Source organism: Peribacillus sp. NJ11 (assembly GCF_030348405.1).
In the GTDB taxonomy this organism is placed as follows: Bacteria; Bacillota; Bacilli; order Bacillales; family DSM-1321; genus Peribacillus.
In genome coordinates, this window is record NZ_JAUCFO010000001.1 from 2520356 (window position 1) to 2534894 (window position 14539).

The window sequence follows — 14539 nt, forward strand, 5'->3', positions numbered from 1 at the left end:
TAAGCTCCAAGTATTTATTTGTAGAAAAAGACCTTTAAGTTATCGTTATTATCAAGAGTTGCTAATAAAATATCGTTTACATCCGCATGGTATGTTATTTTGATTCTGTTTTTCAGCCATTCTTCGTCTTTTCCGCCTCGATTTAATTCTTTAAAATCAATCTGCCCCTCTTTAATGATCGTTTTAGGAAAAGTGAAGGCATTTGTTGCTAGATGCATATCTGCTGGGGTTACCGCTTCATATTGTGGATCTAAAAACAATGAAATGGTACCACCCGGTTCCCATAGTGCGAGGGACACTTTTTGAATATCTTCGACTTTTTCTTTTCTTAATTCCGATAATAAAAAATCGATGGAGATTCGGGCCCTTGCTAAGCTTTTGTAAATGATTTGTCCATTTTCGATAAGTGGAAAGGGGGCGGAGTCAAAAAACCTTCGGAGTTTGCCCCACTTAAGACCCGTAAACACACTAATTATATATAAAATCACTAAAACAAAGGTCGTAATCATTGAGCCCTTCAAACCTAACTGTTCATCAGACAAAGGGTGGGCAAGAATGTTTCCAATAATTAATGCCATTATGAAATCAAGTAATCTTAACTGGGAAATGGACCGTTGCCCCATCAATTTAACCGAAAAAAGTAAGAAGAAGAAGGATATAATGGCTCTTAAAGTCCACTGAATTGCAGTAAGAGTTTCCTGGCTATTAAAAAAATCCACAAAAAATTCACGTCCTTATTTCCTATAAAGGAGATGTAATAGTTAGTATGATGAATTGAAGCAAGGATTATCACAACTGTGAAGGTTATTTAAAGTCCTCTATAGATGGGGCCGTTTATACTTAAGCCAACTCCTTTATAAGTATTACCCAACATTGGACCCTAGGAGACTTTCTTAACTGTTTTCGAAAAATTTATATTAATATAACAATTGTAAAACGTATTGTAATTGAAAATAAACTGCTTTAAAATGATATCTTTCCTAGAGAAATTTATTTTAAAAATATCCTTGTATAGTATCAGTGACAATGGTCTGATAGTTTCTACCTGGCAGCCGTAATAATGCCGGACTACAAGGAAGTATGAAAATAGAAGAGATGAACAGGTTTATGTTGGTTTCAGTTAAAAAGTTTGATCCAGCATCTAGTGTTTCAATGAAGGCTCTTACCTTTTCACACTTTCTTCCTGCGGCTGAAAGTGTAAAAAGGTAAGGGCTTTTTTATATAAAGAAAATGAATGGGAAATAATATATCCAAAGGGGATGAAAGCATGTATTTCTTATTGAATGTACTAGGTGTTTTAGTTGTAATGGGCATCGTTTACCTTTGTTCACCTAATAAAAGGAACGTTAAGTGGAAAGCCATTCTTACCTTGCTGGTTCTTGAATTGCTTATCACATGGTTCATGTTATCGACTAAAATAGGGGCGTGGGTCATTAATCTGATCGCTTCCTTCTTCACCTGGTTGATTGAATGTGCGAATGAAGGGATTTCTTTTGTCTTTCCTTCATTAATGGCAAATGAACAAGTGGATTTCTTTTTCAGCGCATTGATGCCAATTATTTTCATCATCACGTTTTTTGATGTTTTATCGTATTTCGGTATACTTACCTGGATCATTGACAAAGTGGGATGGCTCATCTCAAAAGTATCCGGTTTGCCAAAACTGGAGAGTTTCTTTTCGATTCAGATGATGTTCCTTGGGAATACCGAGGCACTTGCCGTTCTGCGCCTTCAACTTAGTGCGATTAAAGATCAGCGACTTTTGACATTTGGAATCATGAGCATGAGCAGCATCAGTGGTTCAATCATTGGAGCCTACTTATCAATGGTACCGGCAACCTATGTTTTTGTAGCCATACCCTTGAACTGCTTAAATGCCTTGCTGATCGCTAACATGCTAAATCCTGTCGATGTCAGTAAAGAAGAAGACGTCGTTTATGTACCTTCTAAAGAGGAACGTAAAGATTTCTTTTCCACCATTTCTAACAGTATGCTGGTTGGGGCCAAAATGGTCTTCGTCATCATGGCCATGGTTATCGGTTATGTGGCGTTAACGGCCAGCGTAAACGGCATTTTCGGTTTCTTTGTGGATGGCTTGACCATTCAAAAGATTTTCTCTGTCATTTTCAGTCCATTTGCATTCCTGCTTGGACTATCTGGACATGATGCCATGTACGTCGCTCAATTGATGGGAATCAAGCTTGCCACGAATGAGTTCGTTGCCTTGCTCGATTTAAAAGATAAAGTCAGTACACTGCCTCCGCATACAGTTGCTGTGGCTGTCACTTATCTGACGTCATTTGCCAACTTCAGTACAGTGGGCATGATTTATGGAACATTCAATTCCATCCTCAATGATGAGAAATCGAACATTATCGGAAGGAATGTTTGGAAACTGTTGGTTAGCGGGATGGCTGTTTCCTTGTTAAGTGCCATGGTCGTTGGATTGTTCGTTTGGTGATATTTTATTAAAAACAAGAGAAAAAAAGCTGTGCAGGTTTCCCCATGCACAGCTTTTTTTGTTTATTTCCTTAAATAGTTCTCCGTATAATATGGTTTTTCTTCACCATCGAAGGCAACTCCGACACCGAGGGATTGAAAATCCTTCTGTAATTTGTTTTCCCGGTGTCCAATGGAATTCATCAGGCCTTCATGGGCAAAGATACTGCTATTTTGACCGGCAGCCAGGTTTTCCCCAGCCATTCGAAAATTGATTTTGTCATCTTCCATCCGGTCGAACGGGGATTCTCCTTCAAGGTTTGTATGGTTGAAGTATTGATTCACGGCCATATCTTTACTGTGATCCTGTGCAGTGACCTTCACTTGTTTATCCCATGAAAGCACGGAGAGATTATGATTGACCCGTGATGCATTGGTCAAATCGAATAATTGATATTCAAAGCCTTTCTTTAACCCGGGGCTGGCTTCTGCAAAATAGCTGCTCTTTTGCTTTTCAAGGTTTGCATCGATGATTTGGATCGATGTGACTGTATTTTTCTCATGTTTGTCGTAAAAAATGGTTACATAGCTCTTATCCATTTCAAACATATCGTATTCCCCATCGCTTCGAATCTGGTAATAGACGTTTCCTTTAAGCAATTTCGTAACAGGCTCCCCCAATTTCCCTGTCACACTTTCTTTAGGGGTACCGCGTTTAATCCCTTCTTTTGAGGAAATCAAATCTTGGTTCGTATATAAACCAACAACTTTATTGTTGGTATCGTAGGCAACCATGAAAAAGTTTTGATAATTTTCGTGATAGGTGAACCAGTCCACGCCATATTCATTCCGCGTATTCCGCTTTGCTTCACCAGCGAGTTTTTCTACGGCATCCTTCGTGTCGCCTATTTCAATATTACGGACTGAAAAGGATGCATCAGCAGGTGCTTCCAGTGCTGGTTTTTTCACTTTTTCCGATTCCTGCGGTTCTTTTTCCGAAGCGGTATCCAATGTTTCCTTAAGCGAACTTATCAGGTTGCTGACTCCAGCACTCAGTTTTTCCAAGGCAGTTGAAACCTCGGGCCCGTTTATAAAGGTGCGAACATCGGATGCAAAGGAACCAACCCCCGCCTTGAATCCAGACTCCTGAATATCTTTACCATATCCATACCAAAATCCACCGAGTAGGAGTATGAGAACCAGACTATTAAACAATTTTCGCAAATCGTTCACTCCTGCTCTATCTGGGATATAGAATCCCGATTATTGAAAGATCATTTGCAGCACACTTAAAACAGGTGGGGCACATAAAAAAAAGAGTGAACACATGATGAGTATTCGGGATGCCGTTTTTGGAAGCTTTTCCTTCCCTTTTCCCGAATACCAGCCACTGAACTGAAGTTTATTTCTATACCAGACAAACAATAAAATGAGTATTGCTATCGAGCCTAGCCAGCCATACTGATTCATATTAACTCCCATGTTTATATATATGCCGTTTACAATGATCGAAATGATCGATCCGGCTATCCCGAATATTAATATGATGCGTATCAATTCTAATAAGACCCTCATATGTCACTCCCTGGTTTCACCATTATACTCATTCGTCTACAAAATAAAAACTTTAAGTGATCAACACTTCCTGCTTGATCAGATAAAAGAGTTTGGATATCAAATGGTATTACATATTATACCAAAAAGTAAGAGAGGAATAAAACGGGTGACTCTTAGTGAAATTTTATTTACATGCACACCAATTATATATTTGCATTTATGATAAATTAAGGCGGAATGTTTATGGATAAAAAAACTCAGCTAGCTTTAATTCTTATTTTCATACCTCCCGTAGTTAAATTAGGAGAATTCTTTATAAACAAAAAATATGATTGATGGTTCATCAAAAAAAACGGAATCCCTTAGTGGACTCCGTTTTTTTATGTTGAATTACTTCAATTGATCATTCAATACACTTTCCTCGAGAACGGAAAACTTATCTCCATACACTCTAGTAATGTGATTTTCCCCCCACGTACATAGTGCGGATAGGATGCTTTCGAGGCTTTGTCCATACTCACTTAGTTCATATTCCACTTTTGGGGGGACTTGGTTATAAACGATCCGATTGATGACACCGTCCTGTTCCAACTCCCGCAATTGTTGGGTCAACATTTTTTGGGTGATGTTTGGCATTAGGCGCTTCAATTCACTAGTCCGCTTTTTTCCGTGGGTCAGATGGCAGAGGATTACGCATTTCCACTTCCCGCCCAGTACTTCCAGTGTCGCTTCAACGGATATATTGTACTTCTTTTTTTGCATGATTTGCATACTCTCCTTATTTTATAGGAACTTTAAGGTACCTATATTACTTTAAAGTACGTACTGTTTTTTATTTGTATTATATCTCATAATAACATTTGTACACCGAATTCCACTGTACCATTTATAAAAAAGTTGCTAAGGCAATTTCAATGATAGTACAAAACAACAAGAAGGAGAAGAGGATATGATTTCAAATAAAAATAGAAGTACATGGGCATTGCTCGCTTTAGCGATCAGCGCCTTTGCGATTGGAACAACCGAGTTCATCAGCGTGGGATTATTACCGCTCATTTCTAAAGATTTACACATTACAGTCACGACGGCGGGGTTGACGGTATCTCTATACGCCTTGGGGGTCATGTTCGGGGCACCTATCCTTACATCCCTGACATCGAATATGTCGAGAAAGACTTTATTGCTTTGGATCATGGTCGTGTTCATTGCCGGAAATGCATTGGCGGCTTCTGCGACCACGATCAGTGTATTATTGATCGCACGTGTCATTTCAGCGCTTGCACATGGTATCTTCATGTCGATCGGCGCTACGATTGCGGCTGATTTGGTCCCTGAAAACCGCAGGGCAAGTGCCATCGCCATCATGTTCACAGGTCTAACGGTGGCAACGGTGACCGGAGTTCCGTTTGGAACCTTCATCGGGCAGCAATTTGGCTGGAGATTCGCTTTCATCATCATTGTGGCAATCGGCCTGATAGCTTTCATCGGGAATGGCATCCTTGTCCCATCCGATTTAAGAAAAGCTGCACGGACCACGTTCCGTGACCAAATCAAATTGGTGACAAATGGCCGATTGCTGTTAGTATTCATCATTACAGCGTTAGGATACGGAGGTACATTCGTTGTCTTCACGTACCTGTCGCCATTACTTCAGGAAGTAACAGGGTTTAAAGAAGGAACTGTGGCCTTGATTTTGCTAGTATATGGAGTAGCCATAGCGATAGGGAATACTCTCGGCGGGAAATTGGCCAATCGCAATCCTATTAATGCCCTATTCTATATGTTTCTTATACAAGCCATTGTACTGGTGGTCTTGACCTTCACGGCACCGTTTAAGATAGCTGGTTTAATTACGATCATTTTAATGGGATTGTTTGCATTCATGAATGTTCCAGGGCTTCAAGTCTATGTCGTCATGTTAGCGGAGCGTTTCGTGCCGAGTGCAGTGGACGTGGCGTCAGCCATCAATATTGCCGCCTTCAATGCGGGAATCGCCATTGGTGCCTACTTAGGAGGGGTGATTACCGATTCGATCGGACTGATCCATACGGCGTGGATAGGTGGAGTCATGGTGTTTGCAGCAGTGATTTTAACAGGCTTGAGCCGGGCCTTGGAAAGTAAAGACCGTACCAAGGGAACTGACAAAATAGCATAGGAATGAAAAAGTGATGCATGTTAGAAAAAGCATGTTCCATTTCTTGAAAAGCGTATAGAGTATCAAAACCCTAGTATCATTGCATCCCTTCAGCGAATGTGGAAGGTTCCTTGAAGGGATGTAATGATACTGATACTTAAGCGCATTACAATCTATAAAAACAATGAAGAAAAAATTTGGAGGTAGAGTGATAATGGTGAAACATTTACAAGATACAACAACGTTGCATAACGGCGTTAAAATGCCTTGGTTCGGATTGGGCGTATTTAAAGTGGAAGAAGGACCTGAGCTGGTAAATGCAGTTAAAGTGGCCATTAAACATGGTTATCGCAGTATCGATACGGCTGCCATTTATGAAAATGAAGAAGGGGTTGGACAAGGGATCCGTGAGGGATTGAAAGAAGCTGGAATCTCCAGGGAAGAATTATTCGTAACATCAAAAGTCTGGAATGCTGATTTGGGATATGAATCAACAATCGCGGCTTACGAAAAAAGCTTAAAGAAACTTGGCTTGGAGTACTTGGATTTATATCTTATCCATTGGCCAGTGGAAGGGAAATATAAAGAAGCTTGGAGAGCGTTGGAAACTCTTTATAAAGAAGGAAAAGTGAAAGCGATCGGTGTGAGCAATTTCCAGATTCACCATCTTGAAGATTTAATGAAAGATGCAGAAGTGAAGCCGATGGTCAATCAAGTAGAATGCCATCCGCGTTTAACTCAAAAAGAAGTTCAGGCATTTTGTAAGGAACAAGGAATACAACTTGAAGCATGGTCTCCTTTGATGCAAGGTGAACTGCTGGATAATGAAGTATTACAAGCAATTGCGACCAACCATGGCAAGTCTGTTGCACAAGTCATTTTACGCTGGGATTTACAAAATGGGATTGTAACGATTCCAAAATCCACTAAAGAACATCGCATTGTAGAAAACTCATCTGTATTCGATTTTGAATTGACGGAAGAAGAAATGAACCAGATTGATGGATTGAATCAAAATCACCGTGTAGGTCCAGATCCTGATAATTTCGACTTTTAATCATGTAAGAAGGAGAGAGACGGACCTATCCGTCTTTCTCCTTTTTTTACTGGATATTCGCATTGGAGGGGATGGACATGCAAAAAAGGCCTCAAATTGAATGGGGCACAAAATTTCACATCATACATCGCCACTGATTCATTCATTCTCCTGGAGACCGCTTTTTGCATCCACGAATAGTTTCAGTGCTGTGTCAATATCACTGTTTTTTAAGGACTTTTCCAATGTTTCATTAACGGTATCGAGGATTTCCTGAAGCCTTACCTCACCGCGGTCCGTTATGATCGCACACACACCGCGACGGTCGTCTTCATATCCAAGCCTTTGGATGACACCGCAGCTTTTATTTTCCATTCTAACAGACAGCCTGGACATCGCACTTTGGCTTAATCCGACCAATTGCTGCAATTCGAGGAGCCTCAGTTTTTTTTCTGGTGTTTTCGATAAAAATAATAGAACATAAAATTCGTTTAAAGTCGTTTGGTGTCTTGCTTGCAGCATTCGATCAAGCTCATTGGAGAGCTCGGCATGAACACGTGTAAACGATAGCCATGTATTGATAAGGTTCTGTTCACTGGACATTTATATTCGCCTTCCTCTGCTTACTTCCATTAAATATAACACATATTAACTGAAGTGTACCAACAGACGATAGCGTTTACAATGACAGCTTCGGGTGTTACGGGGAATCTGATTAGTTGACACAGTATTATCCAGATGATATAAATGCATGTGCATGCATTATATAAAAAAGGAGATAAAAATATGAAAGATTTATTTTCACCTTATCGCATAAATGAACTTGAACTTAAAAATAGGATCGTCATGCCGCCGATGTGCCAATACTCCGTCGAAGCGGAAGATGGTATCCCGACAAACTGGCATCAGCAGCATTATGTAAGCAGGGCAGTTGGCGGCACAGGATTAATTATAGTGGAAATGACCGATGTAGAGCCTGATGGACGTATTTCGAATCGCGATCTTGGATTATGGTCCGACGATCAAATTGATGCTTTCTCCAAAATCGTTAAGGAAGTACATCAATACGGAGCAAAAATAGGGATACAAATTGCCCATGCAGGACGTAAAGCGCAAGATGCCGAAACTCCGGTAGCACCATCAGCCATAGCATTTGATGAAACGTTTAAAACACCAAGAGCTTTAGAAACGGAAGAAGTAAAGGAAATGGTCGATAAATTCCGTGCTTCCGTCAGAAGGGCTGTTCAAGCAGGATTTGACGTAATTGAATTACATGGTGCACACGGGTATTTAATCCACCAATTCACATCACCGCTTACGAATAAACGTGAAGACGAATACGGAAAAGACCTGACCAAATTTGGAGTGGAAGTCATTAAAGCAGTGAAAAGCGAAATGCCTGCCGACATGCCTTTAATCATGCGCATTTCTGCAAAGGAATACGTTGAAGGCGGATATGGTCTTGAAGAAAGCATTGCATTTTCAAAAGTCTTTAAAGAAGCAGGCGTGGATATGTTCCATGTAAGCTCTGGAGGAGAAGGCCCGATTGGAGCAGACGGAAGACCTGGTACGCATGCCAGCTATCAAACGCCGTTGGCCAGGGAAATCAAAAAAGCTTTGGATATTCCGGTGATTGCTGTAGGTCGATTAGATGATCCGATTCTTGCAAATTCAATCATTGGTAATGAAGAAGCGGATTTGGTTGCCGTAGGCAGAGGGATGCTGCGAAACCCTTACTGGGCACTTGAAGCGTCTAAAGCTTTGAATAAAGAAACGGAGATCCCTAAACAATATCAACTGGCATTCAAGCATTGATACAAATTTATTCCTTAAAACGCCGGCGAATATTATATTCGCTGGCGTTTTTAGTTAGACTCAAATTATCGAAGGGGAAATTTCATCAGGGGATCCATTACGTGATGTTTATCTGGAAATTTTGTTATAATGAATAAGATAAATCAAACTTAATTCGAGGTGCTAATTATGGAAGAAATCAAAATCATTACAACTGAAGAAGTGGAAGCCAAGCTTGAGGCAGGCGAAGCGATGGAACTTGTCGATGTTCGTGAAGACGAAGAAGTGCAAGAGGGAATGATCGAAGGCGCGAAGCATATTCGCATGAATGATATCCCGGAAAATCTTGACTATTTTGATAAAGAAAAAGAATATATTTTTATCTGCCGTTCTGGACGCCGCAGTGAAAATGTATGCCATTATCTTCAGGAACAAGGATATAAAGTGGCAAACATGGTTGGCGGAATGCTTGAGTGGGACGGCGAAGTCATCGTTAAGTGAAGTTTTTCAAAAAAACCTGTTACTTTTGTAAGCGAAAATCCAAGAATGTTACGGCATATCTGAATGAAGAAAGAAAAAAGATCGCGGTTTGTTCACAATGCCGTGAATATGCGGAAAGACGCGCATTTTTGAAGGCGTGAAAAAAAGGTCCTTTCATCATGAAAGGGCTTTTTTTCTGCGTTATGGACATTTTCGATAAAACTTTGCCGTTCACCTGTACGCGTTCCATTAGGGCCTGGGAAGCATACGTTATATGTTAAAATTAGGTTGTTGAAATCAGAAAATATAGAAAAAGGAGAGTTGAAGAATGAATGTTCATAAAATAGCGGTCATTGCGGGTGACGGTATAGGTCCTGAGGTGATTAATGAGGGTGTGAAGGTCCTTAAAGAAGTGGCTGGAATTGCCGGGGATTTTTCTTTCGAGTTCACATATTTCCCATGGGGCTGTGAATTTTATCTTGAGCACGGCAAAATGCTGCCCGACGACGGACTGGAACAACTGATGAAGTTTGACGCCGTGTATCTTGGGGCGGTCGGTTATCCTGGTGTCCCGGATCATATTTCATTACGTGAACTCCTGCTGAAAATCAGAAAGCAATTTGACCAATATGTGAATGTTCGACCAGTCAAATTGCTTCAAGGTGCACCTTGTCCATTAAAAGACGTGACTCGTGACCAAATCGATATGGTTGTCATCCGTGAAAACAGTGAAGGGGAATATTCCGGTGCCGGTGATTGGCTTTTTAAAGGCAAGCCAGAAGAAGTCGTACTGCAGACTGGGGTCTTTTCACGAAAAGGAACGGAGAGAATCATCCGTTATGCGTATGAACTGGCGCGTAAGACAGGAAGGACGCTAACGAGTATAAGCAAGGCGAACGCATTGAATTATTCAATGGTCTTTTGGGATCAGGTTTTTGAAGAAGTCGGACAGGAGTATCCGGATGTAGAAACGAATTCCTATCTGGTCGATGCGGCGAGCATGTTTTTTGTCAAACAGCCCGAACGATTTCAAATCGTTGTCACTTCCAATTTGTTTGGTGACATCATCACGGATTTAGGTGCGGCCATTGCAGGGGGGATGGGTCTGGCAGCAGGAGCCAATTTAAACCCGGAACGGATTTATCCTTCAATGTTCGAACCGATTCATGGCTCAGCCCCGGATATTGCACATCAAGGCATCGCCAATCCACTTGCGGCCATATGGTCCGCCAGTCAGATTCTCGATTTCTTCGGGCATGAGGATTGGGGAGCAAAAGTGTTGGACGTGATCGAACGGGTGATGGTCGATAAAAAGTCGCTGACACCCGATATGGGCGGGGTAGCCTCTACAGAAGAAGTCGGGGATGAAGTGGTTGCATTATTATCCGCTTTACAAAAAAACCGAGTATAATCCTCATGAAAAATGGGCATCCTGCACAATAACTATCATTATAGTAAAAGGGCAGGGGAAAGCCGATGATTCAAGTTAAATTATTCGATTATGAGCATGAAAAGGATCTAGAGGATGAAATGAACGTTTTCTTGGAAGACATCCGTGATAATCAAATCGTCGATATCAAGTACAATGTCGCCACTACAGGTGAAGAGGAAGAGGAACAGATTTACTGTTTTAGTGCGATGATCATCTATAAGAAAAAATAAAGGGGGCTTTGCCCTACCTTTATCCGTACATATAATCAACATTAGACTACCTATTGCTGCAAGGCGGGCAAACCAAGGTAGTCTTTTTCCATGAATGCAAGAAAGTGGACTCCCAAAACCTCTTGAGTTTCAGGGAAGGGAGAATTATTCGGTGTGGAAAGTTAGGATGATGTAGCTTCCCCGCCGTTGACATGAAGTGTTTGTCCTGTCACAAAACGGGAATCATCGGAAGCGAGATAGACAAAGGTGGGAGCCAGTTCGAATGGCTGGCCTTGACGCTCCATCGGGTTATCGACCTGTGTCACTTCGTCTGCCGAGAAACTTGCCGGGATGAGGGGTGTCCAAAACCTTCCAGGCGCAATGGCGTTCACCCGTATGCCTTGATCGACAAGACTGTTTGCCAAGGCACGGGTAAAACCAATGTTGGCCATGGGGAGCCCTCCTAAAAAAGAATTTAGTCGGATTACTTTATGTCGATCAGGTAAATGCCGTGCATGAAGAACATGTTTGGGTACGGGCTCGTTGCGTGCAGTTTCAAATATGCTGATGGGGAGAAAAAAGTTTTTGGAGGCCTCTATATGCCCTATTATTATAGTGAAGAAGTGAAGTTGCTATTGGTCGAACAATCCGATGAAAAAGTGGAGTTGTTATATGATTCCAACCCAAATACCTTTGAATTGCCCCTCATAGGACCAAGACCGCCCTATTATTATAACCCGCGCTATGTGCCGTATTATCCTGTGATTTAGGTACGTGCATCAAAAAGGAAAATGCATTTAAGAACGGAGTCTGCTGAATTGGGCTGCCTTGGTCTTTTGATGAGTGGACTTGAAGCAGCCTCAGTTCGACTTCCCAATCAAAAAAGATAGTAGGTATAAATTAGGAAAAACCAATTAAATTACTCTATGAATTTTACAAACACAGAGATAATGGGTAAAGTTAAACATAATACATAGTGCGAACTGGTGTATTTAAAGGGGAGATCCATTTTGGATAACAATATGAGACAACTAATAGAAACTATACAGCAATCGGATGGGGGCCATATCTTATACTGTTTTAATGAATTGGAAGCCTACATAGAAAATGAAGCAACATTCATCATTGCGGGTGTTGAACAGGGAGACCACATCCTGATCGTCGAAAATGACCGTATCTTTCCTTTGGTGTATAAAAAATTGCAGCTTCATTTAAATGAGGAGCAATTGGAGAAAGTGCATCTTATTAATAATTTTGATTTTTATTGTTTTCATGGAGACTTCCATCCTTCGACGATGGTTAATTATTTCTTGGAAAATATCGATACATACTCTAAACGAAATCAACTCGTGCGGACATGGGGACATGTTGAATGGGGCCATGACGATCAAGTCAGCGTAGCAATAGGTGAATATGAAAAAGGAATCGATAAATTGATCAATGAACGAGGATTGATTTCTGTTTGTGCGTACGATGACTGCAGAGTGCCTTCCGAGCTAAAAGCAAACTTGATCAAGCATCATGGGGTCCTGGTAACCGATGAAAATATTACGATTTTGGCTAACGGATAGAACAAAGGGGAGAAGTATTTTGGAGAGTTTTACTGAACGGGTGATTAAAATCATTCAACATATCCCTTCCGGTAAAGTGATGACATATGGTCAAATTGGACAGCTCGCCGGAAGTCCGCGCGGTGCAAGGCAGGTCGTAAGGATCCTTCATTCAAGCAGCAAAAAACACGACCTTCCCTGGCATCGGGTAATCAATGCAAAAGGCGAAATCGGCATAAAAGCGGACGGCGCCGCAGAACACCAGAAAGCGATGCTCGAGAGTGAAGGCGTCATATTCACGAAACGGAATACCATTGACCTCGAAGCTTTTCGCTATCATCCAGAACTTTTTAACGGAATGCCGGAATAAAAGAGGCGGTGGCCGAAAAAAGTGCGCCTACGCCGGAAATGCGAAATCACATCTAAAAGAGGCTGATTCAAATGGATCAGCCTCTTTTAGAATTATGAACGGGCATATATGGCAGCATTCATTCCGGCGAGTCTTCCGGTTACTAATGCCGAGGTGATATTGTAGCCGCCTGTGTATCCGTGTATATCCAGGATTTCACCGCAGAAATACAGTCCAGCCATTAGTTTGGATGCCATTTCTTTTGGGTGAATTTCTTTGACGGATACGCCGCCGCCCGTGACGAAGGCTTTTTCCAGCGGCTGGGTGCCGTGTACTCCGAATTGGAAGTCCTTGCATAGTTCAGCAAAGCGGCGGATTTTTTCATTTGATATCGTCGCTCCTTGCTCTTGAAGGTCGATGCCGCTACGCTCAAGCAGGAAGTGAAGGTATCGCTCAGGAACTAAACCTTTTAAGGTGTTCTTAATGGCTTTTTTCGGTTCGGCTTTGATTTCCTTCATGATGTCTTGAAAAACCTCTTCCTTGTTTCTGTCCGGAAGGGCATCGAGTTTCATTGTCACTTCCGATAGGTTCCATTTTTTCATCGCTTTCACGACGAATTGGCTGCATCTTAGAACAGCTGGACCGGAGACGCCAAAATGGGTGAAGAGCATATCCATTTGGTGTGTAATCAGGGCCTTGCCCTTTGGGTTAAGGATACTCAATGAAACATCCCGAAGTGCGAGACCTTGAAGCGTCCGATCTTTAATGAATGTTTCATGGCTTAGTACGGGAACTTCAGTTGGGAACAGTTCGGTAATCGTATGCCCCGCCTTTTTAGCCCATGCGTAGCCGTCGCCGGTTGAACCGGTGTGAGGAACTGATTTTCCACCGACTGCTATCACGACTGCATCCGTGTCAATGGTCTGTCCATCTTTTAACCGGACACCGCTTGTTTTTCCATGTTCATAGAGAACTTCCGCAACTGGGGAGTTCTTATAGATCGTTACTTTTAAATTCGACAGGCGCGTCAGCAGGGCATCCACGACACTTTGCGCTTTATCGTTGACCGGGAACATCCGGCCATGGTCCTCTTCTTTGAGGGCCACGCCCAATTTTTCAAAGAATTGAATAATGTCTTCATTATTGAACTCTGAGAAAGCACTGTATAGAAATCGCCCGTTTCCAGGGATATGCTGAATGATTTCATCGATTGAGAGCCTGTTCGTCACGTTGCAGCGTCCGCCGCCCGAGATTGCAAGTTTCCTGCCAAGCTTCTCGCCTTTATCCACTAACAATACATGGGCCCCTTTTTCCCCGGCCGCTATTGCTGCCATCAATCCGGAAGGACCGCCGCCAATTACCACTACATCATATTTCAAATTGATCACCACTTTATCATTTTCAGTCCCTTCATTATATAGCAAGTGCCCTTCAGATTGCGAATGTAGAAAAAAAGGGATTATTTGTTTGTGTATTATCTTCGAAAACGATAAACTTGATTGTAGTTTTCTATAGAAAAAATACTTTAATATGATAAGATAAAGAGCGTGTGAAACGTA

Annotated in this window: 16 protein-coding genes, 1 pseudogene and 1 riboswitch; of the genes and pseudogenes, 10 read left to right on the forward strand and 7 right to left on the reverse strand. The window is 41.7% G+C overall.

Annotation, left to right across the window (positions count from 1 at the left end):
• Positions 1–14: 14 nt before the first annotated feature.
• Positions 15–719, reverse strand: a complete 705-nt coding sequence (locus QUF86_RS12450; protein WP_289315264.1) for a DUF421 domain-containing protein — start codon at positions 717–719, stop codon at positions 15–17.
• A 268-nt stretch (positions 720–987) separates the two neighbouring features.
• Positions 988–1091: riboswitch (purine riboswitch) on the forward strand.
• A 176-nt stretch (positions 1092–1267) separates the two neighbouring features.
• Between QUF86_RS12450 and QUF86_RS12455 the strand changes: the two genes are divergently transcribed.
• Entirely contained in the window at positions 1268–2461 is a 1194-nt protein-coding gene (locus QUF86_RS12455) for a nucleoside transporter C-terminal domain-containing protein (protein WP_289318309.1), read from the forward strand.
• Between the two features lie 62 nt (positions 2462–2523).
• On the opposite strand, the gene QUF86_RS12460 is transcribed toward QUF86_RS12455, so the two are convergent.
• The 3 genes from QUF86_RS12460 to QUF86_RS12470 form a co-directional block, all read right to left on the reverse strand.
• Positions 2524–3663 (reverse strand): CAP domain-containing protein, encoded by a 1140-nt coding sequence (locus QUF86_RS12460; RefSeq protein WP_289334528.1) that lies wholly within the window; start codon positions 3661–3663, stop codon positions 2524–2526.
• A 39-nt stretch (positions 3664–3702) separates the two neighbouring features.
• Positions 3703–4014, reverse strand: a complete 312-nt coding sequence (locus QUF86_RS12465) for a hypothetical protein (protein WP_289334529.1) — start codon at positions 4012–4014, stop codon at positions 3703–3705.
• A 372-nt stretch (positions 4015–4386) separates the two neighbouring features.
• On the reverse strand, positions 4387–4758 hold the full coding sequence (locus QUF86_RS12470; protein ID WP_063232600.1) for a winged helix-turn-helix transcriptional regulator: 372 nt from the start codon (positions 4756–4758) through the stop codon (positions 4387–4389).
• A 187-nt stretch (positions 4759–4945) separates the two neighbouring features.
• Between QUF86_RS12470 and QUF86_RS12475 the strand changes: the two genes are divergently transcribed.
• Positions 4946–6151, forward strand: a complete 1206-nt coding sequence (locus QUF86_RS12475; protein ID WP_230176687.1) for an MFS transporter — start codon at positions 4946–4948, stop codon at positions 6149–6151.
• Positions 6152–6344: 193 nt separating this feature from the next.
• Positions 6345–7187: an aldo/keto reductase gene (locus QUF86_RS12480; RefSeq protein WP_289315267.1), complete on the forward strand. Its 843-nt coding sequence runs from the start codon at positions 6345–6347 to the stop codon at positions 7185–7187.
• 138 nt (positions 7188–7325) lie between these two features.
• Here QUF86_RS12480 and QUF86_RS12485 read toward each other — a convergent pair whose 3' ends face one another.
• On the reverse strand, positions 7326–7769 hold the full coding sequence (locus QUF86_RS12485; protein ID WP_289315268.1) for a MarR family winged helix-turn-helix transcriptional regulator: 444 nt from the start codon (positions 7767–7769) through the stop codon (positions 7326–7328).
• Between the two features lie 183 nt (positions 7770–7952).
• Between QUF86_RS12485 and QUF86_RS12490 the strand changes: the two genes are divergently transcribed.
• From QUF86_RS12490 to QUF86_RS12505, 4 genes are all read left to right on the forward strand, one after another.
• Positions 7953–8981 carry an NADH:flavin oxidoreductase/NADH oxidase gene (locus QUF86_RS12490; RefSeq protein WP_289315269.1) on the forward strand — a complete coding sequence of 343 codons (1029 nt, stop codon included), beginning with the start codon at positions 7953–7955 and terminating at the stop codon, positions 8979–8981.
• Positions 8982–9149: 168 nt separating this feature from the next.
• Positions 9150–9461: a rhodanese-like domain-containing protein gene (locus tag QUF86_RS12495; protein ID WP_148357489.1), complete on the forward strand. Its 312-nt coding sequence runs from the start codon at positions 9150–9152 to the stop codon at positions 9459–9461.
• 307 nt (positions 9462–9768) lie between these two features.
• A complete protein-coding gene (locus QUF86_RS12500; protein WP_289334530.1) occupies positions 9769–10851 on the forward strand; it encodes a tartrate dehydrogenase in 1083 nt (360 codons plus the stop codon).
• A gap of 65 nt (positions 10852–10916) precedes the next feature.
• Complete coding sequence (locus QUF86_RS12505; protein WP_057913195.1) at positions 10917–11102, forward strand: sporulation protein Cse60; 186 nt, start codon at positions 10917–10919, stop codon at positions 11100–11102.
• 161 nt (positions 11103–11263) lie between these two features.
• Here the strand turns inward: QUF86_RS12505 and QUF86_RS12510 are convergent.
• Positions 11264–11530: pseudogene (locus tag QUF86_RS12510) on the reverse strand (SDR family oxidoreductase); the annotation flags it as partial.
• A 150-nt stretch (positions 11531–11680) separates the two neighbouring features.
• On the opposite strand from QUF86_RS12510, the gene QUF86_RS12515 reads away from it, so the two are divergent.
• From QUF86_RS12515 to QUF86_RS12525, 3 genes are all read left to right on the forward strand, one after another.
• Positions 11681–11851: a hypothetical protein gene (locus QUF86_RS12515; RefSeq protein WP_169803975.1), complete on the forward strand. Its 171-nt coding sequence runs from the start codon at positions 11681–11683 to the stop codon at positions 11849–11851.
• 240 nt (positions 11852–12091) lie between these two features.
• Positions 12092–12652 carry an MEDS domain-containing protein gene (locus tag QUF86_RS12520; RefSeq protein ID WP_289334531.1) on the forward strand — a complete coding sequence of 187 codons (561 nt, stop codon included), beginning with the start codon at positions 12092–12094 and terminating at the stop codon, positions 12650–12652.
• Positions 12621–13001 carry an MGMT family protein gene (locus QUF86_RS12525; RefSeq protein WP_289334532.1) on the forward strand — a complete coding sequence of 127 codons (381 nt, stop codon included), beginning with the start codon at positions 12621–12623 and terminating at the stop codon, positions 12999–13001. The genes QUF86_RS12520 and QUF86_RS12525 overlap by 32 nt, the downstream gene beginning before the upstream one ends.
• 92 nt (positions 13002–13093) lie before the next feature.
• Here QUF86_RS12525 and QUF86_RS12530 read toward each other — a convergent pair whose 3' ends face one another.
• Complete coding sequence (locus tag QUF86_RS12530) at positions 13094–14359, reverse strand: BaiN/RdsA family NAD(P)/FAD-dependent oxidoreductase (protein ID WP_289336221.1); 1266 nt, start codon at positions 14357–14359, stop codon at positions 13094–13096.
• Between the last annotated feature and the right edge of the window lie 180 nt (positions 14360–14539).